This window comes from Pseudonocardia sp. Ae331_Ps2, assembly GCF_001932405.1.
Lineage (GTDB): Bacteria > Actinomycetota > Actinomycetes > Mycobacteriales > Pseudonocardiaceae > Pseudonocardia.
In genome coordinates, this window is record NZ_MCIM01000002.1 from 63,412 (window position 1) to 83,400 (window position 19,989).

Annotated in this window: 21 protein-coding genes, 3 pseudogenes and 1 riboswitch; of the genes and pseudogenes, 11 read left to right on the plus strand and 13 right to left on the minus strand. The window is 68.7% G+C overall.

Annotated elements, in window-relative coordinates:
* On the minus strand, window positions 1-457 hold a 457-nt coding region (locus tag Ae331Ps2_RS28665), incomplete at its 3' end, for a transposase (RefSeq protein ID WP_175582028.1).
* Window positions 458-829: 372 nt separating this feature from the next.
* A riboswitch (guanidine-I (ykkC/yxkD leader) is annotated at window positions 830-930 on the plus strand.
* A 469-nt stretch (window positions 931-1,399) separates the two neighbouring features.
* On the opposite strand from Ae331Ps2_RS28665, the gene Ae331Ps2_RS28670 reads away from it, so the two are divergent.
* From Ae331Ps2_RS28670 to Ae331Ps2_RS28680, 3 genes are all read left to right on the plus strand, one after another.
* Window positions 1,400-3,097 carry a cytochrome bc complex cytochrome b subunit gene (locus tag Ae331Ps2_RS28670; protein ID WP_075313289.1) on the plus strand — a complete coding sequence of 566 codons (1,698 nt, stop codon included), beginning with the start codon at window positions 1,400-1,402 and terminating at the stop codon, window positions 3,095-3,097.
* A complete protein-coding gene (locus Ae331Ps2_RS28675) occupies window positions 3,094-3,561 on the plus strand; it encodes a hypothetical protein (RefSeq protein ID WP_139319127.1) in 468 nt (155 codons plus the stop codon). Before Ae331Ps2_RS28670 ends, Ae331Ps2_RS28675 begins: the two co-directional genes overlap by 4 nt.
* Before the next feature lie 140 nt (window positions 3,562-3,701).
* Window positions 3,702-4,019 (plus strand): MnhB domain-containing protein, encoded by a 318-nt coding sequence (locus Ae331Ps2_RS28680; RefSeq protein ID WP_249265704.1) that lies wholly within the window; start codon window positions 3,702-3,704, stop codon window positions 4,017-4,019.
* On the opposite strand, the gene Ae331Ps2_RS34425 is transcribed toward Ae331Ps2_RS28680, so the two are convergent.
* Window positions 3,984-4,229, minus strand: a complete 246-nt coding sequence (locus Ae331Ps2_RS34425) for an integrase core domain-containing protein (RefSeq protein ID WP_170918349.1) — start codon at window positions 4,227-4,229, stop codon at window positions 3,984-3,986. The genes Ae331Ps2_RS28680 and Ae331Ps2_RS34425 overlap by 36 nt on opposite strands.
* Before the next feature lie 43 nt (window positions 4,230-4,272).
* Between Ae331Ps2_RS34425 and Ae331Ps2_RS28690 the strand changes: the two genes are divergently transcribed.
* Both Ae331Ps2_RS28690 and Ae331Ps2_RS28695 read left to right on the plus strand, forming a co-directional pair.
* Window positions 4,273-5,244 carry an IS30 family transposase gene (locus Ae331Ps2_RS28690; protein ID WP_075313287.1) on the plus strand — a complete coding sequence of 324 codons (972 nt, stop codon included), beginning with the start codon at window positions 4,273-4,275 and terminating at the stop codon, window positions 5,242-5,244.
* An 80-nt stretch (window positions 5,245-5,324) separates the two neighbouring features.
* Window positions 5,325-5,941, plus strand: a pseudogene (locus Ae331Ps2_RS28695) (transposase); the annotation flags it as partial.
* A 15-nt stretch (window positions 5,942-5,956) separates the two neighbouring features.
* Here the strand turns inward: Ae331Ps2_RS28695 and Ae331Ps2_RS28705 are convergent.
* The 5 genes and pseudogenes from Ae331Ps2_RS28705 to Ae331Ps2_RS28720 form a co-directional block, all read right to left on the minus strand.
* Window positions 5,957-6,133, minus strand: a pseudogene (locus Ae331Ps2_RS28705) (hypothetical protein); the annotation flags it as partial.
* Between the two features lie 249 nt (window positions 6,134-6,382).
* A complete protein-coding gene (locus tag Ae331Ps2_RS32305; protein WP_158071578.1) occupies window positions 6,383-6,529 on the minus strand; it encodes a hypothetical protein in 147 nt (48 codons plus the stop codon).
* Window positions 6,526-7,401, minus strand: a complete 876-nt coding sequence (locus Ae331Ps2_RS28710; RefSeq protein WP_075313259.1) for a DUF5753 domain-containing protein — start codon at window positions 7,399-7,401, stop codon at window positions 6,526-6,528. The genes Ae331Ps2_RS32305 and Ae331Ps2_RS28710 overlap by 4 nt, the downstream gene beginning before the upstream one ends.
* Window positions 7,402-7,407: 6 nt before the next feature.
* A complete protein-coding gene (locus Ae331Ps2_RS28715) occupies window positions 7,408-7,965 on the minus strand; it encodes a DUF6879 family protein (protein WP_075313258.1) in 558 nt (185 codons plus the stop codon).
* Entirely contained in the window at window positions 7,962-8,312 is a 351-nt protein-coding gene (locus Ae331Ps2_RS28720) for a hypothetical protein (protein WP_075313257.1), read from the minus strand. Before Ae331Ps2_RS28720 ends, Ae331Ps2_RS28715 begins: the two co-directional genes overlap by 4 nt.
* 1,624 nt (window positions 8,313-9,936) lie before the next feature.
* On the opposite strand from Ae331Ps2_RS28720, the gene Ae331Ps2_RS28725 reads away from it, so the two are divergent.
* The 3 genes from Ae331Ps2_RS28725 (at window position 9,937) to Ae331Ps2_RS28735 (ending at window position 12,209) form a co-directional block, all read left to right on the plus strand.
* Complete coding sequence (locus Ae331Ps2_RS28725; protein WP_075313256.1) at window positions 9,937-10,233, plus strand: hypothetical protein; 297 nt, start codon at window positions 9,937-9,939, stop codon at window positions 10,231-10,233.
* A 381-nt stretch (window positions 10,234-10,614) separates the two neighbouring features.
* Complete coding sequence (locus Ae331Ps2_RS28730; protein ID WP_249265408.1) at window positions 10,615-11,277, plus strand: ParA family protein; 663 nt, start codon at window positions 10,615-10,617, stop codon at window positions 11,275-11,277.
* Window positions 11,274-12,209 carry a ParB/RepB/Spo0J family partition protein gene (locus Ae331Ps2_RS28735; RefSeq protein ID WP_075313255.1) on the plus strand — a complete coding sequence of 312 codons (936 nt, stop codon included), beginning with the start codon at window positions 11,274-11,276 and terminating at the stop codon, window positions 12,207-12,209. The genes Ae331Ps2_RS28730 and Ae331Ps2_RS28735 overlap by 4 nt, the downstream gene beginning before the upstream one ends.
* Window positions 12,210-12,313: 104 nt before the next feature.
* Here Ae331Ps2_RS28735 and dnaB read toward each other — a convergent pair whose 3' ends face one another.
* The 5 genes from dnaB to Ae331Ps2_RS28765 all read right to left on the minus strand — a co-directional run bounded on the left by dnaB (window position 12,314) and on the right by Ae331Ps2_RS28765 (window position 17,589).
* Window positions 12,314-13,702 (minus strand): replicative DNA helicase, encoded by a 1,389-nt coding sequence (gene dnaB / locus Ae331Ps2_RS28740; RefSeq protein WP_075313285.1) that lies wholly within the window; start codon window positions 13,700-13,702, stop codon window positions 12,314-12,316.
* A gap of 11 nt (window positions 13,703-13,713) precedes the next feature.
* Window positions 13,714-15,360 carry a hypothetical protein gene (locus Ae331Ps2_RS31575; protein ID WP_139319126.1) on the minus strand — a complete coding sequence of 549 codons (1,647 nt, stop codon included), beginning with the start codon at window positions 15,358-15,360 and terminating at the stop codon, window positions 13,714-13,716.
* Between the two features lie 291 nt (window positions 15,361-15,651).
* Window positions 15,652-16,083 (minus strand): hypothetical protein, encoded by a 432-nt coding sequence (locus Ae331Ps2_RS31580; protein WP_139319254.1) that lies wholly within the window; start codon window positions 16,081-16,083, stop codon window positions 15,652-15,654.
* A 571-nt stretch (window positions 16,084-16,654) separates the two neighbouring features.
* Complete coding sequence (locus Ae331Ps2_RS28760; protein WP_075313251.1) at window positions 16,655-16,846, minus strand: hypothetical protein; 192 nt, start codon at window positions 16,844-16,846, stop codon at window positions 16,655-16,657.
* Between the two features lie 128 nt (window positions 16,847-16,974).
* Window positions 16,975-17,589 carry a ParA family protein gene (locus tag Ae331Ps2_RS28765; protein ID WP_075313283.1) on the minus strand — a complete coding sequence of 205 codons (615 nt, stop codon included), beginning with the start codon at window positions 17,587-17,589 and terminating at the stop codon, window positions 16,975-16,977.
* A 248-nt stretch (window positions 17,590-17,837) separates the two neighbouring features.
* On the opposite strand from Ae331Ps2_RS28765, the gene Ae331Ps2_RS32815 reads away from it, so the two are divergent.
* From Ae331Ps2_RS32815 to Ae331Ps2_RS28780, 3 genes and pseudogenes are all read left to right on the plus strand, one after another.
* Window positions 17,838-18,125, plus strand: a complete 288-nt coding sequence (locus Ae331Ps2_RS32815; protein ID WP_075313249.1) for a transposase — start codon at window positions 17,838-17,840, stop codon at window positions 18,123-18,125.
* Window positions 18,122-19,006 carry an IS3 family transposase gene (locus Ae331Ps2_RS28775; RefSeq protein ID WP_075329840.1) on the plus strand — a complete coding sequence of 295 codons (885 nt, stop codon included), beginning with the start codon at window positions 18,122-18,124 and terminating at the stop codon, window positions 19,004-19,006. The genes Ae331Ps2_RS32815 and Ae331Ps2_RS28775 overlap by 4 nt, the downstream gene beginning before the upstream one ends.
* Before the next feature lie 230 nt (window positions 19,007-19,236).
* A pseudogene (locus Ae331Ps2_RS28780) lies at window positions 19,237-19,326 on the plus strand (IS5/IS1182 family transposase); the annotation flags it as partial.
* Window positions 19,327-19,362: 36 nt separating this feature from the next.
* Here the strand turns inward: Ae331Ps2_RS28780 and Ae331Ps2_RS28785 are convergent.
* Window positions 19,363-19,989, minus strand: a 627-nt coding sequence (locus Ae331Ps2_RS28785; RefSeq protein ID WP_217695659.1) for an alpha/beta hydrolase family protein, incomplete at its 5' end; no start/stop codon positions are given.

Sequence of the window (19,989 nt, forward strand, 5' to 3'; positions counted from 1 at the left end):
CCGTCGATGAGGACAGGCCCGCGTTGGAGCCGAGGAACTGCCCCAGCGCGGGCACGAAGTCCCCCGACGAGAGGCCGTGCAGGTAGAGCAGCGGCAGCACCTCGGTGATCTTCGGCGTCCTGCGGCACCAGGACGGCAGGATCGCCGAGGAGAACCGGCGCCGCTCGCCCGTCGCGGGGTCGATCCGGCGGTCGTCGACCCGCGGCGCCCGCACCGCCACCGCGCCCGCGGCTGTCACCACCTCGCGAGGCTCGTGGGAGCCGTTGCGCACCACCAGACGCCGCCCGTGGGCGTCGCGTTCGTTGCTGTGGCGGGTGATGTAGTCGTCGACCTCGGCCTGCAGAGCCTGGGCGAGCATCCGGCGGGCGCCCTCGCGGACGAGCTCGTCGATCAACGCCGGCCCCTCCTGCACACGGGCCTCGTCACCGGATCCGGCCTCGGGAACTACGCTGAGCATGGGTCGTGCCCTTCCGACCAGCGTTGCTGCGCCGGTCTTGCTTGAGAGCCTTCAAGATCACCGGAAGGGTACGGCCCCTCCACAGTCATCCACAGGTCTCAAGCATTGCTCCGGTGGCGACCAGCTGGACCAGTGAGCCTTTGCCAACCTGATGTTCGGGCTGGTCAGAGCAGGTACGGCGTGGCGTGACCTCGCACGTACTGAGAACTGACGCCGTGAGCGCCACCAGCGCCACGCCGACGGCGATCTGCTGCGACAGCGCCTGGCCCGCAACCTGCGCGAGCGATTCGGCGGCAACACCGACCCGCAGTGAGGCGCTGATGCGACGAGAACCGGACGATCGGCTAGAATCCGATGCGATCCACCACGATGGTGGGGCGCGTCTAGGGTTCCGTCCCGTCCCTCGGGAGTCTGGTCCGAGAGATGCAGGCGGCCGCGAGGCCGTCCCACGGCGGGACAAAAGCCCGGGAGGCAACTGGTTGGCATCAGTCGCTCCCGCTGCTGGTGTCTGGCGAGAGGGCTTCCGACCGTGTCCGTCACCGGCTTGCCGTCCTTTACTGTGGACCGGTGCAGGGTCATAGTTCCTGGTCGACAGGTGCCACGCCCCGGTGGTGCCCACGGCCGGTTTTGCCGTTCCCGGGCGGCAGACGGCCCTACGCGGCCCTACGGGTCGATTCCCTCAGAGCGTGTTTGAGAAGCGCTCAAAGTGACGTCCGATATCCGCGTCGCACCGGTGCTCCGCTCGGGCGACCTGCAGAAGTCCCGCCAGTCTTGGCCTTACGGCCACGCGAGAGCCACTGCTGCGCGGGCTTCTCAAACACGTTCACACAGAGTGGGCCGATCTGGTCCACCGAACGTCATTGACGATCCGTGCAGGAGCCGGGGTGGCATCGCGTCTGTAATCTGGCCCTCACTGAGTATTCGAGGAGGAAGCTCCAAGATATGAACTCAACCGATTCGTTGGCGAAGAGACCGAAGCCGCCGGGGACGAGCGCAGTGGTGCTCGATCAGGCCGACGAGCGTTTCGCTTATGCGGCCGGGTTGCGGAAGCAGTTCAACAAGGTCTTCCCGACCCATTGGTCGTTCATGCTGGGCGAGATTGCTCTCTACAGCTTCATCATCGTTCTTCTGTCGGGCGTGTACCTGGCGCTGTTCTTCGATCCCTCGATGGAGGAGGTCGTTTACAACGGCCCCTACGACCCGCTGCGCGGAGTGCACATGTCAAGGGCCTATGAGTCGGCCCTCGAGCTGACGTTCGAGGTGCGGGGCGGCCTGTTCATGCGGCAGCTCCACCACTGGTCGGCGCTGCTGTTCGTCGCTTCGATGATCTGTCACATGTTCCGTGTGTATTTCACCGGAGCATTCCGCAAGCCGCGTGAGGCGAACTGGGTGATCGGGGTGAACCTGATCCTACTCGGCACCTTTGCCGGTTTCACCGGCTACTCGCTGCCCGACGAGATGCTCTCCGGGGTCGGTCTGCGCATCGCCTCCGGTATCACCTTGTCCGTGCCCGTGGTCGGCACCTGGGTGCACTGGGCGTTGTTCGGTGGCGAGTTCATGGGAATGGAGATCATCCCGCGGCTCTACATCATTCACGTGCTGATCCTGCCCGGGGTCATCCTCGCGCTGATCGCGGTGCACTTGGGGTTGGTGTGGTACCAGAAGCATACCCAGTTCCCCGGCGTCGGTCGGACAGAGAACAACGTCGTTGGTGTGCGCATCATGCCGCAGTTCGCCGCCAAGGGTGGCGCGTTCTTTTTCGTCGTCACCGGTGTCCTGGTGCTAATCGCCGGACTCTTCGAGATCAACCGCATCTGGTTCTTCGGGCCCTACGATCCCTCGCACGTCTCGGCCGGGTCGCAGCCCGACTTCTATATGCTCTTCTCCGAAGGGATGGGGCGGATCTTCCCGCCGTGGGAATTCTACCTGTTCGACACGTACACCATCCCGTCGGCGTTCCTGCCGACCGCGGCGTTCCTGCCCGTGTTGTTCGCCGTGGCGTCCGCGTATCCGAGGATCGAGCGGAGGTTCACCGGCGACCAGGCGCACCACAACCTGCTCCAGCGGCCCCGGGACGTGCCTGTCCGGACGGCGCTGGGGGCGATGGCGATCGCGTTCTACCTATGGTTGGTGCTCTGCGGGTTCAACGACTGGATCGCGCTGTTCTTCCACGTCTCGCTCAACGCGACGACCTGGGCGGGGCGGCTCGGGCTGCTGATCGTGCCGCCGATCGTGTACTGGGTGGCCTACCGCTGGTGCATCGGGTTGCAGAACTCCGACCGCGCGGTGCTGGAGCACGGCCTGGAGACCGGCATCATCACGCGGCTCCCACACGGCCAGTATGTCGAGCTACACCAGCCGCTGGCCGGTCTCGACAAGGACGGCCACCCGGTCGTGCTCGACTACCAGGGCGCCTCGGTGCCGAAGCGGATGAACCAGCTGGGCGCTGCCGGGAGGCCGGTGCCCGGCAGCCTGTTCAGCCCGGACCCGCCCGCGGAGACTGCGGCGCTCGTACGCGCCCGGCAGGAGCTGCGGGACCGGGAACGGGCCGAGGCCGACGAACGGGCCAGGGCCGGCGTCGACGCTCCGGAGGCGGCGCAGCGGGCTGAGCGCTCCGCCGGGCGGGGGGCTGCGCCATGATCCGATGGCTCCGGCGACGTGACCATTTGGAAGACCGGGAGATCGATGCGTTGCAGGAGCGCTTTCCCGACGTCGTTTTCCACCTCCGCGACGCGTTCGACGTGAACAGGGTCGACCCTGGAACCGAGCTCGCCTACGCACGCATCAGCCGGAACGGTGACGTTCTCTCACTCTGCTCGGCCGTCCACCGGGTAGACAGCAGCATGTCGGAATGGCGGTTGGCGGTGACACGGACGGACAAAGCCAGCGGCGCCCCGCTGGCCCTACCTGACGCAGAAGCCCGGCAATGGGCGATCGCGGTGTTCGGCCCCATCCACGCGAAGTCGGTGGTCACCGTCGTAGCGCCTCTACTGCAGGAACTCCCCATCGAGTACCGGGCTGCCACCCATTTCACCCTCAGGATCGCGCCCGGTGACCTCCCACTCGACACCGCGAAACCCTGGCACACTCGAGGAACTCGGTGAAGACCTCGCCCGGGCCCGCAGGCGAACCGGTGACCGAGTGGACGGTCGACGCCCGCGCCTCCCCGGGCAGGTGGCAGGAACCGGTGGGATGGAGAGCGCCTCGGGCGTACACCCCATCTCCAGGCAGAGGGACACCCGCTGTGGACGACGAGTCGCCGGGCGGCGGACCCGGGCCGGAAGGTTACATCTCCCCGCTGGTTCCCGTTGCCCGTATGCTGTTCCCCGTCATGCTGTTGTACTCGATCTACCTGCTGGTCGGCGGACACTACGGCCCGGGGGGCGGGTTCTCCGGCGGGCTTGTAGCTGGCCTCGCGTTCGTCCTTCGCCACATCGCCAGCGGCGAGCCCGCGGGGCGAGGAGTGACGCAGGTCCACCCGCCCGTGATCATGGGTTGGAGTGTTCCCGATTTCTTTGACGCCGGTTTAGGCTGCCAAGCCGATTATTTTCCTGAATCCTAGCTCGTATTCGGTGGGTGTCAAGTATCCGAGGGTGGAGTGCCGTCTGCGACGGTTGTAGTAGCTCTCGATCCACACGAATGTCTGCTGTCGGACCTCGGTGACGTCGTTCCATGGCCGGGTGTGGATGAGTTCTTTCTTGTAGCTGGCGAAGAACGGCTCGGCGACGGCGTTGTCGAAGCAGGTGGCGGCGAGTTCAGCCGGTCGTAGCACTTGATCTTGGTTGTTCGGCGGGACAGGATGTTCCGTGCGTGAGATGTTGATGTTGTCGGATCGGGAGGAGATCTCGAGGGGTCTCGCGGAGGGCTTGTCCTACAAGCAGATCGCCTCGGTGGTGGGTCGTGATCGGTCGGTGATCTCTCGTGAGGTCCGTCGTCACGGCGGACGCTACGAGTACCGGGCCGCGGCAGCGCAGGAACGGGCCCTGGCGGCGCGGGAGCGGCCGAAGCAGTTCGCGGTGGACCGTCACCCGCGGTTGCGCGGGATCGTGCATGCTCTGTTGCGTGGTGGCTGGTCACCGGCCTCGATCGCGGGCCGGTTGCCGACCGAGCACCCCGATGACGAGGCTTGTCGGGTGTCTCACGAGGCGATCTACCAGTGGATCTATGCCACCCCGGTGTCCACGCTGGCCCGCGAGCTGCTCGCGCTACGGTCCGGGCGCACCGCCCGACGAGGCGGCGCCAAGCCCCCACCGGCCCCGCGGATCAAGGACCCGACCTACATCGACGCCCGCCCCGCCGACGCCCAGGGGCGCGCCGTGCCCGGCCACTGGGAGGGTGACCTGGTCATCGGCAAGAACGGCAAGACCGCCGTCGCCACGCTGGTCGAGCGCACCTCCCGGTTCCTGGTCCTCGTGCCCCTGACCGGCCGCGACGCGCTCACCGTCGGCCGTGGGGTCATCGCCGCCACCAGCGGTCTGCCCGCGCACATGCGGGCCTCACTGACCTGGGACTGCGGTGCCGAGATGGCCGGCCACGCCACCGTCACCAAGGGCTCGATGCCGGTGTACCTCGCCCACCCACACTCGCCGTGGGAACGCGGCAGCAACGAGAACCTCAACCGCATCGTCCGCGAGTACTTCCCGAAAGGCACGGACATCACCTCGGACCCGAAATACCTGGCGATGGTGGCTTGCGACATCAACGACCGACCCCGTAAAATCCACAACTGGAAGAAGCCCTCCGAGATATTCGCCGAACTCGTTGAGCTAGATGCTTCAACCGCCTGAATTCGCCGGGGCCTGACCCCGGTTCTTGGACACGCTGAATCCAGCACTTGGTGCTGGGGAAGCGAGATGATCTGAGAATCATGGCCAGGAAGAGCTACTCCGAGGAGTTCCGTCGTCAGGCCGTGGACTTGTACGAGTCCACCCCGGGCGCCACGGTCCGTGGTATCGCCGAGGACCTCGGCATCGTGCGCGGGACGCTGCGGCACTGGCTCGAGGTCTACGGGACCGGCAGGAAGACCGCCGCTGACCGGACACCGACCTCCAGCCCGCTGCAGTCGAGGACGGCCACGACGACGAGCCCGTCGGCGCCGACCGATGAGACGCCGGCCCAGAAGATCGCCCGGCTTGAAGCGAGGGTGGACGAGCTCGAGATCGAGACCACCAAGCTCACGACCGAGCGGGAGATCCTTCAGCGGGCGGCCAAGTATTTCGCCGGGGAGACGCGCTGGTGAGTCGCTTCCAGTTCGTCGCCGACAACTCCGCCACCTTCGAGGTGAAGCGACTCTGTGAGCTCGTCGAGATCGAGCGCTCGTCCTACTACGCCTGGGTCAAGGCCGCCCCGGCACGCGACGAGCGTGCCCGGGCCGATGTCGAGCTCGCGGAGCGGATCAGGGCCGTCCACGCCGAGGACAACACCCAAGGGGCGCCACGGACCCACCACTCCGTGGGCGAAGTGGGCGGGCCAGGCGAGGGCGTCCTCGCGGCAGGCCTGCAGGATCGGGCAGCTCATGCAGAGCGTCTTGGCCTCGGCGGTCTGCTGCAGGGCCGGTCCGCTGGTGCCGACCGGGAAGAACAGCTCGACGTTGTCAGGGGCGGCGCAGGGCAGCCGCGACGCGCGGTCGACGACCGGCATGACCGGCGTGCGGCGCGTGCTGGGTACGGTCTTCATGGGCGCCTGACTTCCTCATGCAGGGGATCGGTTTGGTAGTCCGCTCTGAGGCCTCGGCGGTGCCAGCCGCCGGGGCCTCTCTGCACTCAAGACTAGTCGACGACTAGTCGGGAGTCGCGCCCTGATTCCCGTCCTACCGCACCGAGTGCGCACATATGTCCCGCGACCAGCAGATTTACCGAGTCGCGGACCTAGTCGCGATCTGCGACTAACTCGTCGTCGTGGTCCGGACGGGGAGGCGGGCCCCGGTCACGACGGTTCCGGGTGGACGGTGTCCATGTGCAGCCGCAGCCCCCGGCGTCCGCCCTGGGTGCACAGCCCGCACACCCCGCAGGACCAGGTCAGATAGTCGTCGTCGGGCAACTCGTCGCCGGGCATGACCGGGGTGCCGGTCATGAGCCGTTCGAGGTGAGCTGCCTGAGGTCGTCGCGGATCCGGTCGAGTAGAGCCAGGAGCGCCGGGCCGTGCTCGGCGAGGCCTTGCTGCTCGGCGAGGAACTGCTCGTAGAGCTCCACGTCGGCGGGCTCGGTGACTTCCTGCTCGGCGGTGAGGGTCTCGATCTCCACGGTCGACGGCGCGTCGGCATAGCGCAGCACCACGAACGAGTGCAGCGGGCGCGCGGCGGTGCGCTCCTGGGTCTCGCGTGACAGGACGCCGATGCGGACGTTGGGCAGTCCGGCCAGGGTGGCGATGCGGTCGAGCTGGGCGAGTGAGAGCGCGACCGAGCCCGGGCGCCAGCGCAGCGCGGTCTCGGTGATGACCAGGTCGAACTGCTTGGTCTCGTCGAAGAGCACGGTCTGGCGGTTCATCAGCGCCAGCACCGCGGCCGGGATCTCGTCGGCCGGGAGCAGGGTGTGGACCTCACGCAGGCGGCGGGCGTACTCGGGGGTCTGCAGCAGTCCGGGCACCACTTCGGACTGGAACACCCCGATTCCGCTGGTCTCGGTGTCGCGGCGGCCTCGCGCGTCCTGCTGGGTCGCGGCATCCGGGCGGTCGGCGTCGCGCCAGGGACGTACGCGGGTACCGGTCTCGCGGGCCAGGGCGAGCACCTCGGTGCGTTCGTCGTCGCTAGCCTGGACCCGGTCGAGCCACTGGTGGATATCTGCGATGACCAGGGCGGAGGTGCCGTTCTCCATCTTGGAGGTCTTGCTCTGTGACCAGCCGAAAGGCTGCCCGAGGGCAGCGGCCGACAGCCCAGCGGCCTGGCGGAGCTCCTTCAAGCGCGCCGCCAGGCGCTGGTGCTGAGGGTGGATCTCGGCGCGAGTCAAGGGTGCTTAGCTCGCAGCGTGCTCAGGGGTCTCGGCGCCAGTGCGCGGGGCCGGGACCAGGCGGTACTGGTCGAAGGGCACCGACAGCTCGACGGCCCGTCGGCGGATGGCGATGTAGGGGGCGGGATCCCCGCCCTCGGAGACGCCGAGGAAGTGCCCCTCGTCGTCGAAGTGCTGCAGCACGACGATGCGCTCGTCGAACATCCAGAAGTCCTGGTGGGTCCATCCGTCATCCGAGCCGAGCCAGTGCCGGTCGAGGATCCGGACCTCCTCCCCCGCCGGGAGGTTCTCGCGGGGGTAGCAGAGCAGCTGGAACCGCGTGTAGTCGGTGACCGGGTGGCCGAGCAGGCGGACGCGGCCGAAGTACTTGCCCCGGCCGACCTGGGCGTGGACGTTGGCCAGCCACTCGTCGTCGTCGACCGTGCGCGCCGGGAACGACTCGTGCGCGAGGAAGGCGTCGAAGTCGGGGTCCTCGCCGGGGATCGCGTAGGTGTCGCGGCACTCGAGCCGGAACGCCGACTCCCGGTAGGTGCGGTAGAGCTCGTTCAGGTCCTCGGGGGTCATACGGCCTCCCTCGTCGACTCGGCGGCAGCGGCCAGAACAGCCAGTGCTGGTACCTCGTGCGCACGCTCGCCAGCAGGACAGCGCAGCGTCGTGGGTGTGCCGGCGACCTCGAACCACTCCCCCGCCGCCCGGAGGGCAGTCGAGCGCGGCGCCGGCACCGCTCCTGGCTCAACACCGTGCATCACGAGCTCACGCGCGGCGCGCTCGATCAGGTCGCGCGGCACCCTCACCAGCTGGGGCGTCGCGACATAGCCCTGCACAATCACCGAGCCGCGCTCGGTGAGCCACGCGGTCGGACAGTTGCCGTTGCGGCACTCCATCGTCCCGGCGAGCAGCTGCATGCCCATGAGGTCCGCCTTCCGTTGAGCCGTGATCCTAGTACTCCGAAGACTAAGCGCGACTAGTCGGGCTGGCAACGACGCCGGCGAGACCCGGCGCAGGATCCCGGTCGACGAGTGCGGGAGCCGTCGAGAAATTTCCGGCGTCGCGCGCGTACGCGTACGTCGCGTTGCTCGGTCCCTGGTGGCGGCAGGTTGCTCGCCGGAAATTTCCCCGGGCGGCTCAGGAGCGGTCCCCTCCTCGCCGTGCATGCGAGCGGGCCCGACGCCGCCGGTGCGGGTGGGACACCGAACGACCGCGGCGGGGCCGGCCGCCGCTCGCACGCTCGCCCGGCTCCAGCCTCATCTGCTCCGGACTCGAACCCGCAAGCAGCACGAACGCTCCCCCCTGCCCCGCCCTGCCGGTCGTCGACCGGCGCTCGCCAGAGCTCGATGGGAGGGATCCGAGTGCGGGAGCCACTCCGCGGGCAGGACGGCTCTGCCTGCAGTCCGGGGCCGTCCACCCGGGGCCCGCGGATTCGATCGTCCGCCCCGCGGCGTCGCTGACATGCCAGCTTCGGCGACACGGCCCGGCGCTCGACCCGGGCTGGGCGCGATCCCCTCGGGACTTTCCAGGCCGGCACACGCGCCGGAGATCGCCCACCGGATCGAGTGGGTCGGACGCAGACCGGCGCCTCCTCGATCCGGAAATGTCCGTGGAAATTGGGTCTCGCGGTTCCGGGCGGCTTCTACGCAACGCACGCGTACGCGCGCGGCGGCCCGGCAGGATGCGGGCACGCCCGGGTCTTCTACTCCCCCGGGCACCGGCCGCGCTGCTGACGCGTCGACAGGACCGGGAGACGTCGGCTCCCCTTTGGAGCTGCTGAGCACGCCCCTCGACGCGTCTCGCCTCACGGGCCCTACGTCGAAGCCGCCCAGTCCGGAATGGCGCGCCTGCGAGCTCTGTACCGCGACCTGACCAGGAACAACTGCGTCAGGAACCGACGACGTAGCCCCGGCGGACGCCCCCCGCCCTTCATAAGGGACGTCACGCCCAGCCTGAGGGACCGATCGCGCGGCTGACGCTGGTTCACCCGAGAGCCGCTGGAAGTTGCGTAGTTACTGGTCACAGGCTCACCGCGCCCTGGACGGGTGCTCGCATCCCCTTCCGGAGGTCAGATCGACGCGCAGCAGGCGCGGGAACGCCTGTCTCGGCTGGTCAGAAGGCATCTGCAGGGCCTGAACGGGCACTCACCCCGCCAGGGACTCGGCTGGATGCCCGCGCCGAGCACGCGCGGCCGGCTGCCCACCTCCGCGGCCTTCCCAATCAGGCCTCGCCACCAGTTGCGATACTGTCTCGCTAATAGATGTTGTCGAATCCGCCGTCTCCGGCAGGTTCGCACGGGCTTCGGGCCGGGCGAGAACGCGGCGAAGGTGCTGGTCCGGCCGGGTGTCCGGCTGCGTGTCCGGCCGGACCAGCCGCGTTCGGCAGCCGTGCGCGATGCCGAGGATCGAGCGGGCACATTCGGTGACCTCGTAGCCCCCGGGGCGCCGCGGGCTCGCTGCTCGGAGACACGCTCACGCGGGCTCTCGGCCACACCGCGAACGTCGGTACAGTTCCCGGTACCGAACCAAGCGGGTGAGTGGAGCGAGGATGCGCGAGGGTTCGCTGGTCGCCAGGGCAGACGAGCACGGACATGAGGTTCTGGTCGCCTACCGGCCGGTGCATTTCACGCTGGACGACACCGCGCGTGCGATGCACGCCGTGGTGGACCCCCACCTGCGGAAGGTCTCCTCCCGCGCCCGGGTCGGCCGCAGCCTGGTGCGCGACGTTCTGCGCCAGATCGCGATCGACGACTGGCCGGCCGACTTCGTGGCCGATCCGGAGCGGGTGGACCACTGGCGGAAGTGGCTGGTCGCGCATGGGGTATTCCGTTCAGACGACGGCTGAGCGCACGGGCGACCGTGTCGTGCGATAACCCGGTTATAGGCGCGAGGCACTCTCCGAGGACCTCGGTGCAGCACGATGTCGCCGAGCGCCGACGTCGTTCGCCCAGGGCCTCATCGGCGGGTCGCTTCGAAACGGAATCCTTCGCTACCGAGCGATTGACCCCGGGCGGCAGATTGAGCCGCCAGCGAGCACGTCGACCGAAGAGCTGCGCACCCTGCCGACGAGAAGACGGTGATAACCGGGTTATACCGTCGCCGTGGTGCGCGACCCTGACGCCACACGCCGTGGGATGGCGTCGGAGCGCAGGCGTGCAGATGGCATCATCTGACACGACTTATCCGAAGTAGCGCCCCGATTCCGGGCCGTGAAGTCCACGGAAAGGTGGCCATCTTGGCCAGAGTTCACGCTGTGTGCTGCCAGAAGGGCGGCGTCGGCAAGACCACGATCACCGTCAACCTCGCTGCGGTCGTCGACCAGGTACTGGGGGGCGACGATCCGTCCGTCCTGGTCGTCGGTACCGACCCACAGCGATCGATGGATTGGTGGGCGAGCCGAGTCGGTGATGACATCCCGTTCGCCTACACCGAGACCGACGACCCAAGCGATCTTGAGCGGCTGCGCGATGCCGACTACGCGCACGTGTTCGTCGACACCCCAGGCAGCCTGGAGAACGAGCACATCCTCCGGTCGGTCCTGAAGAGCGCCGACGACGCGATCGTTCCGATCACGACGGAGCCGCTCACCTTCGTGCCGGCAGACACGACGATCACCCAGGTCGTTGAGCCGCTGGGTGTCCCCTACACCGTCGTGGTGAATCTCTGGGATCCACGCGACGGCCGGGTCGACCTCGACGACACCCTCGCCTTCGCTCGGAAGAAGAACTGGCCGCTGGCGAACTCGGTCGTCCGTCGGTACAAGATCCACAGCCGGGCGGCGGCCGAGGGCGTGGTCTGCACCCAGTACGCCAAGAGCCGCGTGGCCTTGGAGGCGCAGCAGGACATCCTGCGGCTGGCACTCGAGCTCGGCTACGGACGCACCCGATGAGCGAGGTGGCCGCGAGCGCATCGGACTCTGGGGTCGGCGCGCCGGCGAAGAAGCGCAAGCGGGGGCGAGTCTCGTTCAGCTCCGATGTCTTCGCCGAGGAGACCTCGCTGCACGCTCTGGCCGACGGCGGGGCGTCCCAGCGCCGGATCCCGTTGTCCGACTTGGCCCACAATCCGCGCAACCCGCGTTACGGCTACGACGACTCCGCGATCGAGGAGCTCGCCGACAGCCTTCGGGAGCACCATCAGCTGCAGCCAGCGACGGTGGTCGCCCGAGATGTCTACCTTGCTCACTATCCCGAGGACGCGGATCAGCTCGGGACCGCGTCGTGGGTGGTCCTCATCGGAAACCGCCGGCTCGCAGCCGCCCACCTGGCCGGGTTGACCCATCTCGTGGCATCGGTCGAGGATCGGCTCGGCGGAGCGGACCCGATGCTGGCCGAGGCCACGCTCGTCGAGAACATCCACCGCCAGGACCTCCCCCCACTGCTGGAGGCCAGGGAGCTCCAAGGCCTTGTCGAGCGGCATGGTTCGCAACGCGCGGCGGCGAAGCGTGTCGCGAAGACCCAGGCGTGGGTCTCCCAACGGCTGTCTCTCCTCAAGCTCACCCCTGAGCTACAGGAGCAGCTCCGCGCCGGCGAGCTATCGGTGAAGGAAGCCCGAACCGTCGCCTCGGTTCCCGCGGAGGAACAGGCGGAGAAGCTCAAGACTCTGCGCGACAAGCCACCTGCTGTGGAGGTCGTGACCTCTTCCGCTGGCGCTGATGCCGATGCTGAGGCTGCGAACGGGTCCTCCTCCCCCGTTCCGGCGTCCGAGCCGGGCGCTCGTGACGAGGCTGTGGACGTCGACAAGATCGCCCGGCGCCTGCGTCGGCAGCTGGACGACGACGGGCTGGAAGCGCTGATCGGCGCGCTGACCGCGCTTCGGCGTTGAAGTCGATAACCCGGTTATCGCCGACCCACAGTCGATAACCGGGTTATCGGTCGCTCGCTCGCAGCGGGTTCCGATAACCCGGTTATCGGCCGCCCCGGCGCGGCTCAGCCGTGCGCCAGGTCGGAGAACCGGCTGTAGTGCAGCTGGTGGGCCACCGTGATCGTCGTGGTCGGGCCGTTACGGTGCTTGGCCAGGATCAGGTCCGCCTCGCCGGCGCGCGGATCGTCCTGTTCGAACGCGTCGGGCCGGTGCAGCAGGACCACCATGTCGGCGTCCTGCTCGATCGAACCGGACTCACGCAGGTCCGACAGCATCGGCCGCTTGTCCGTGCGCTGCTCGGGACCACGGTTCAGCTGGCTCATCGCGACCACCGGCACCTCGAGCTCCTTCGCGATCAGCTTGATCTGACGCGAGAACTCGGACACCTCCTGCTGACGCGACTCGACCTTGCGGCCCGAGGTCATCAGCTGCAGGTAGTCCAGGATGATCAGCTTGAGGTCGTTGCGCTGCTTCATCCGGCGCGCCTTGGCCCGGATCTCCATCAGCGTCAGGTTCGGTGAGTCGTCGATGTAGAGGGGCGCCTCGGAGATCTCCGACATCCGCCGCGCCATCCGCGTCCAGTCCTCGTCGGACATCCGGCCCGCACGCATGTCGGCCAGCCGGATCCGCGCCTCCGCCGAGAGCAGACGCATCACGATCTCGGACTTGCTCATCTCCAGCGAGAAGAACGCACTGGTCATGCCGTTCTTGATGGAGCACGACCGGGCGAAGTCAAGGCCGAGGGTCGACTTGCCCAGACCCGGACGGGCCGCGACGACGACCATCTGCCCCGGGTGCAGGCCGTTGGTCACGGCGTCGAGATCGGCGAACCCGGTCGGCACGCCCGCGGCCATCCCGCCCTGGGAGGCGATCGCGTCGATCTCGTCCATCGTGGGCTGGAGCAGCTCCTCCAGCACCGTGTAGTCCTCGGTGGTGGTGCGCTCGGTGACCTCGTAGACCGCGGCCTGTGCCCGGTCGACGACCTCCTCGACCTCACCGCCCTCGTTGCCGTGGTAGCCGAGCTGCACGATCCGGGTGCCGGCCTCGACCAGCCGCCGCAGGATCGCCTTCTCCCCGACGATCTCGGCGTAGTACGCCGCGTTCGCCGCGGTCGGCACGGTCGCGATCAGGGTGTGCAGGTACGGCGCCCCTCCCAGCCGCACGAGCTCGCCGCGCCGCTGCAGCTCCGCCGACACGGTCACCGCGTCGGCCGGCTCACCACGGCCGTAGAGGTCCAGGATCGTCTCGTAGACGGTCTGGTGCGCGGGCCGGTAGAAGTCCTCCGGGCGCAGCACCTCGACCACGTCGGCGATCGCGTCCTTGCTCAGCAGCATGCCGCCGAGCACGGACTGTTCCGCGGTGAGGTCCTGTGGGGGCTGACGGTCGAAGGTGCCGCTGGCTACGGACCCATTACCAGGTAATGATTCGCTGCCGTGGGCCTGATCGTGGTCGATGGGCTCGGCTGTCAACGGAACCTCCGGGGGGCTCGGCGGAGCGGACGGGCGGCGTGGGAGGTGCGCTCGACGCGGGCGCGGGCGAGCGCACGTTCGTGGGCGGAGCCCGCCTCGCCGATGTCGGCGCCGTTGTCGTGCGGAGAGCCGGTGCCCGGGGAGGAACTCGCCGGGGCCGCGGCTGCGGTGGGCTCGGATGGCTCGGCCGGTGGGGGAGTGGCGGTGCGGCGCTGGCGGCCCGCGTCGAGGTCGCGGCTGATCCGGCGGTAGTGGCGCTTGCTGTCCTCGGGGGTGGCGACCTCGGCGGCGGGTCGGGGGGCGTTGCGGCTGGCGGTGAACTCGGCCGCCCAGCGGCGGACGAGGGCAGAGCGTGCGGCGCGGTGGTCGTCGCTGGTGATGTGCAGGTCGGTGGGGGACAGGTCAGCGGCGCCGTAGGGCAGCCGGTCAGCGGCGGCCTGGCCGTGTTCGGCGGCAGTCTGGCGGCGATGGCGGGCGTCGGCCGAGGGGGAGACCAGCGGGCCGCGATCGTCGCTCCAGCGGCGCAGACGGTGGCGCAGCCAGCCATCAGGGCTCCGGAGCTCGGCTGCCGGGCAACGGTGCACGGCGCGGGCGGGGCCGTCGGCGGTGGGCTGGTGGGCGATAGCGAAGCGCAGGTCGTTGTTGGTCCACCCGGCTTCCCACCAGCGGCGGACGATGGCGCGGATCCAGCGCGGCGTCAGCCGCCGCAGGGCGGGGTCGGAGCGCAGCTCCGCGGCCGCCGCGAGCATCTCAGCCCCGGTCACCGGCACGCGATCAGCGAAATAGCCGCCCTGTTTTTCCTCGTGGCCTGGCCCGGTAGGGCCGAATACGTTTCGTGAAGGTGAGTTGATCTCGGAACTGTGGACACACGCTCTCGCGCGTGTAAGAACCCCTGTAGGAATCTTAGAGGGATTACTAAGTGGGTGGGTTGGGGTCCAAGTTGTGTCCTGTTCGGTCTGTGCCGTGGCCTCGGGCCGAGGGCTACTGGCGGCCTCCGGCAAGGTCGGGATGCCCCTCTCAGCGGCCTCAGTGGCCGGCACACGCAGCTGATAGACCGCGGCCCGGTTCCCGGAGAGGTGCTGCAGGGCGATCGGGCGGTACTGCGGGGTGGACCCGCCCTCGACGCGGGACAGCCAGCCCTGGCGCTGCAGTTCGGCGAGCCAGGCGGCGGTCGAGCTGCGCCGCCAGCCGCTGGCGAGTTGGAGGCGGTCCCAGGTCGGCCAGCTGGTGTGGGCGTCCCAGTCCGCGCGGCGGGCCAGTTCCTCGAGCAGTCCACGCAGCCGTCCTGCCGCGTCGCGGCGGATCTGCTGGTACCAGGGCGAGCCCAGGAGCCCGCGGTACCAGTCCAGCGCGGTGCGGGGGAGTGCAGTGACCGCGTCCAGAGCCGTCGCGAGATCGTCGGGGGTGGAGGTCGTGTCTGCGAGCTCGGACGGCGAGATGTCGCCGCCGCCGGCGAACCAGCACGGCCCGCAGACGACCGAGCGCAGTGGGGTGTCGCGCGTGCTGCCGGAGCGTCGTCGACAGCTCACACACAGCTGAGGAGCCGCCGGGTCGGACTCGGCCTCCCCCGTTCCACAGGAGACGGCGAGGGCCGACATGGTCTGATCGAGGAGCAGCTGCCGCGACGGCGGCTGCAGCGGCACGGGTGCATTGATCGAGGTCGGGCCGGGGTTTGGGTGTGCGGCGATGACAGATCGGCGGTTGTTCAGCGTCGCCGACGAGCTGAGGGCACGTGGGCACGACGAACTCGCCCCGTGTCTGTCATGGTCGCGTTCCGGCCCAGGGTGTATCCTGGACACGCGAAAGCGCCCCTTCTTGGACGGATGGGGATTGGCCCCGGTTCGCCGGGGCTACGGCGTCAGCTCGGGTGCACGACCGACTGATGCGAGAGCGATTCGAGGCGGCCCCCGGGCTAGGGGGCCGCCTCGATCTCGTTAGGAGGCCTTGGTCAGCGGCCGCTCCTGTGTCGTCATGTACTGCACGGGGATCTGGCCCGGCATCTCGAAGGCGTGCCGAAGCCCGATCTCGATTAGGGCGCCACTCACGATCGAGAGGTTCCGGTCCAGGTCGCGCGCGAGGGCACGCACCTGCACGTTGTCGGCAACCGGGATCCGCACAGTCAGAGCGGAGCTGTCGGCCGCGGTGTAACGCGCGGGAAGCGTCGCTGGCAGCTCAGAGACCCGCTGCAATCCTTGTGAGACGAGATCTGCTCCGACCTCGGACCAGGTCAGGCCTCGCCGTGCGGCAAGGTCTTTGAGCGCTGCCTCGACCGCGAGCGGCAGTCGAGGAAAGATCACAACGCGGGAGCCCTTCGAGGGGCGTCCCTTCGCGCGGCCTGATGATCTCCTCGGCATGGGAGGCATCATGGTCCATATTCTGAAGCTCGGATAGTCGACACGCCGCGCAGCCTGCAACCGTGAGGTCGCACCGTGTCGTGGCCCGCGATCTGCTCTGCCAAGACGAGCACTCGAGCGAAGAGGCTTCCGTGCTGTGTGGACCCGGGCGCCGCCGAAAGATAGGTGGCCCTCTGGGTGAGCGTCGTCCACTGTCGGCCGGTCTCGAGCTCCGGGGACGTCCGGGCTAGATCAGTACGGACCAGTGGGGTACGTCGGCATGATCGCGGTAGGGCTGGCGGCTGGGGCGTTCGTGGTCCGCCGGTGGCAGTACACAACCCGCGAGGCTGGGACAGCCCCCCTCAACGGTGGCATCGTTGCGCGCTCCGAGGCCTACCGCCGGATGATCGGAGAACACTGCTCGGGCGTTCGCTGGCGCGATCACCATCCGCCGCTGCTCCGCGTTGAGCGGACCGACGCCCAACTCACTCAGCGCTTTGTACATGCCGCTGGCTCGCTCGGTAGCGGCCGCCGGCGCGGTCGCGTCGTCGTCCTGTGGCGTTCTGGCGCCTTTTCGCCACGGCCAGGGTTTACGCACCATCGCTCAGCGCTCCTCGGCGTCTTGGATCTCTTCGAGCCGGATTCGTACTCGGCGGGCTGTGGCCTCGTCGGCGAGCAGCACGTCGACGGCGGCCCGCAGTACGTCTTGGGTGGTGAGCCGCGTCCGGCCCAGCGTCACCGCTGTGTCGAGTCGCCACGTCGCTAGTGCCTTGTGATTGGCCTGGGTGAGGTCCACGGTCTGGCGGACCTTCCGGTCGCTGTCGGGGGCCGGTCGCGGCTGGGCCTTCTCTGCGGCCGCTGATTCGGCCGCTGCGGCCTTCTCTGAGCGGTCCCGCAGTGATCGGGCCCGGCTTCTAGCGTCGCTCATCGGATCGAGGTCCCCGTCAGCTCGGTGAGTGCGTCCCCGTAGGCCGTGGCTGCCGCCCGCTCGATCGGCCCGCCGAACGACTGCGCGAACCGTTGAAGCTGGGAGACGTGCGACCGCAACACCCGCCAGCCCTCGGACTCCAACAGCTCCCGGTACTCGGCGTTGGCCACGGCGCGGGGGTTGGTCCGGGTGAACATCGCCGCTGCCTGCGGCGGAGTCTCATGTCGACCTAGGTGTGCTAGGTCGTCGATCAGCTCCTTCACCACGGGCATCCGCTCCACCTCGGCCGAGGACGGGGCCAGGGGGACCAGGACGTGGGTGGCGGCGCGGATCGCTGACTCGACGATGCCTCGTTCCTTCTCGGTGGGCGGGGTGTCGATGACGACGGCGTCGTAGTCGCCGGCTTCGAGGTCCACCCCGACGCCGGGGACGTGCAGCCGCCCTGTGGCCATGCCCCGCACGGGGATGCTCCATTCCGCCATCTCGGCCCAGCGGGTGATGCTGGCCTGCGGGTCGGCGTCGATGATCAGGACGCGGTGGCCGTTCTCGGCCAGGGCGTGAGCGAGGAACGCCGAGCTGGTCGTCTTGGTGCTCCCGCCCTTCAGATTCATGACGGTGAGGATCACGCCAACTCCCAGGGTTCAGGTGACTCAGGTAGTGCAGTGGCTCAGTTAGTGCAGTAGTTCAGCAGATCAGGCTTCTCAGGGCCAGCGTGACAGGCGCTCTCGCGACGGCTCAGTGGGGCCAGCGAACAGCACGCATCTGCACGGCGTCTCCGTCCACCGCGCTCACACTGGACCGTTCCCGATCTTGTAGACACCGGTCGTAGACTGCCGCTGATCGCAGCGGAGGGGATCGCGTGGCGACACGCCGCCATTTCACCCAGGAGCATAAGGACCAGGCCGTCAGTCTTGTCCTCGATTCCGGCCGAACAATCGCCGAGGTAGCGAAGAGTATCGGCGTCCACGAGATGACGTTAGGCAAGTGGGTGAAGAAAGCACGCGAATCCGGGCAGGTCCCGGACACGGACCTGTCCGAACCGGAGCGGGCCGAGCTGGAACGGCTCCGCAAGGAGAACACGACCCTGCGAATGGAGCGGGACTTCGCAAAAAAAGTAGCGACCTGGTTCGAGAAAGAACAGCCGTGAAATACGCGGCGATCGCGGACTGGGCAACCGAGGGCGAGTATCCGGTCACGTTCATGTGCGCCCAGCTCGGCGTGGCCCGACAGGGCTACTACCGGTGGCTCAAGACCGGACCCAGCCAGCGGGAACGCACCGACGCCGAGCTCACCGACACGATCCGAGAGATCCACCACGACCTGCGCGGTGACCCCGGCGTGCGCCGGGTGTGGGCCGAGCTGGTCGCTCGCGGCCACCGGACCGCCCGCAAGCGGGTCTGGCGGCTCATGCGCGCCGCCGGCCTGCAAGGCCGCCACCCTCACACCTGGCGCAAGACGACCGTCGCAGGTCTACGCCCGATCGACGCCCCGGACCTGATCGGGCGTGACTTCACCGCCGAGGCTCCCGACACCCGCTGGTGCGGCGACATCACCTACATCCAGACGGTCGACGGCTGGGCCTACCTCGCCACCGTGATCGACCTGCACTCCCGCAAGGTCGTCGGCTACGCCGTGGCCGACCACCTGCGCACCAACCTGATCACCGAGGCCCTCGCCGCCGCCCTGCTCACCCGCCGCCCACCAGCCGGAGTGATCATGCACAGCGACCGCGGGACGCAATACACGAGCCGGGAGTTCACCGACTTCTGCGCCGCCAACAATGTGGCCCGATCGATGGGCCGACGCGCCACCTGCTTCGACAACGCCGTCGCCGAGTCGTTCTTCGCCAGCTACAAGAAAGAACTCATCCACACCCGGCCATGGAACGACGTCACCGAGGTCCGACAGCAGACATTCGCGTGGATCGAGAGCTACTACAACCGTCGCAGACGGCACTCCACCCTCGAATACTTGACACCCACCGAATACGAGCTAGGATTCAGGAAAATAACCGACTTGGCAGCCTAAACCGGCGTCAAAGAAATCGGGAACACTCCAAGACGGCCACGCCGGCCCCACGCGCACCGGCGCTCGGCGCGGCCGCGCCTGCCACTGCAGGCCGGGAGACGCCGAGCCTCGAGGAGGCCCTCACCCTCCTCGCCGACGACGCCGACGCCCTCAACGACCGAATCCTCGCCCTACTCAAGGGCAACCCGTGACCACCGTAGGCTCTCGTCGTCACCTTACTGTTGAGGCAACGCAAGTGGGTGCCGGATCGGGCCGCTCTGGCGGGGATCGTTTTCGTGCTCAAGACCGGGATCAGCTGGAATGCCCTGCCTCCCGGGCTGCACCCCGGTTGGGTGAAGGTGGGCATCTGAGCGGGATCAGGGCAGGCCGGTGCGGGCGGCGATGTCGGGCAGCGCGAGCTGCAGGGCGGCGGTGGCCACGGCCCAGGAGTGCCCGCCGGGCAGCACGAGGTGGCGGACCTGCATCCCCGACGAGCGTGCGAGATCGACGAGCCGGGCGGACTTTGCGACGTCGTCGCCCTCCTCGGACCCGACGACGACGGTGCCGGACACCCCGTCGTATCGGCGGGCGCGCAGCAGGTCGGCCGGGTTGACCGCGCGGAACCGGGCGTCGTCGCCGCCGAACAGCGCGCGCACCGTCTGGTCCCGGGTGCCCAGGGACGGCTCGTCCTGCCCGCCGATGTCGAGGAACGCCGGGTAGACCCCGGGGGCGCGCACGGCGAGCTGCAGGGCGCAGGTGCCGCCGTAGGAGAACCCGCCGATGGTCCAGTGCCGGGGGTCGCTCTCCACGTCGAAGCGGGCGCGGATCCAGTCCGGTACGTCGCGACGCAGGTAGGTCTCGACGGCGCCGCGGGGGGAGTCGACACAGAGCGGGTTGGCGAACGTGGAGCCGGTCGCGTCCGGGACGACGACGATCGGCGCGAGCCCGCGGCGCGCCGCGGCGAACACGTCGAGCACCGCGGCCAGCCGCCCGGCGGTCAGCCA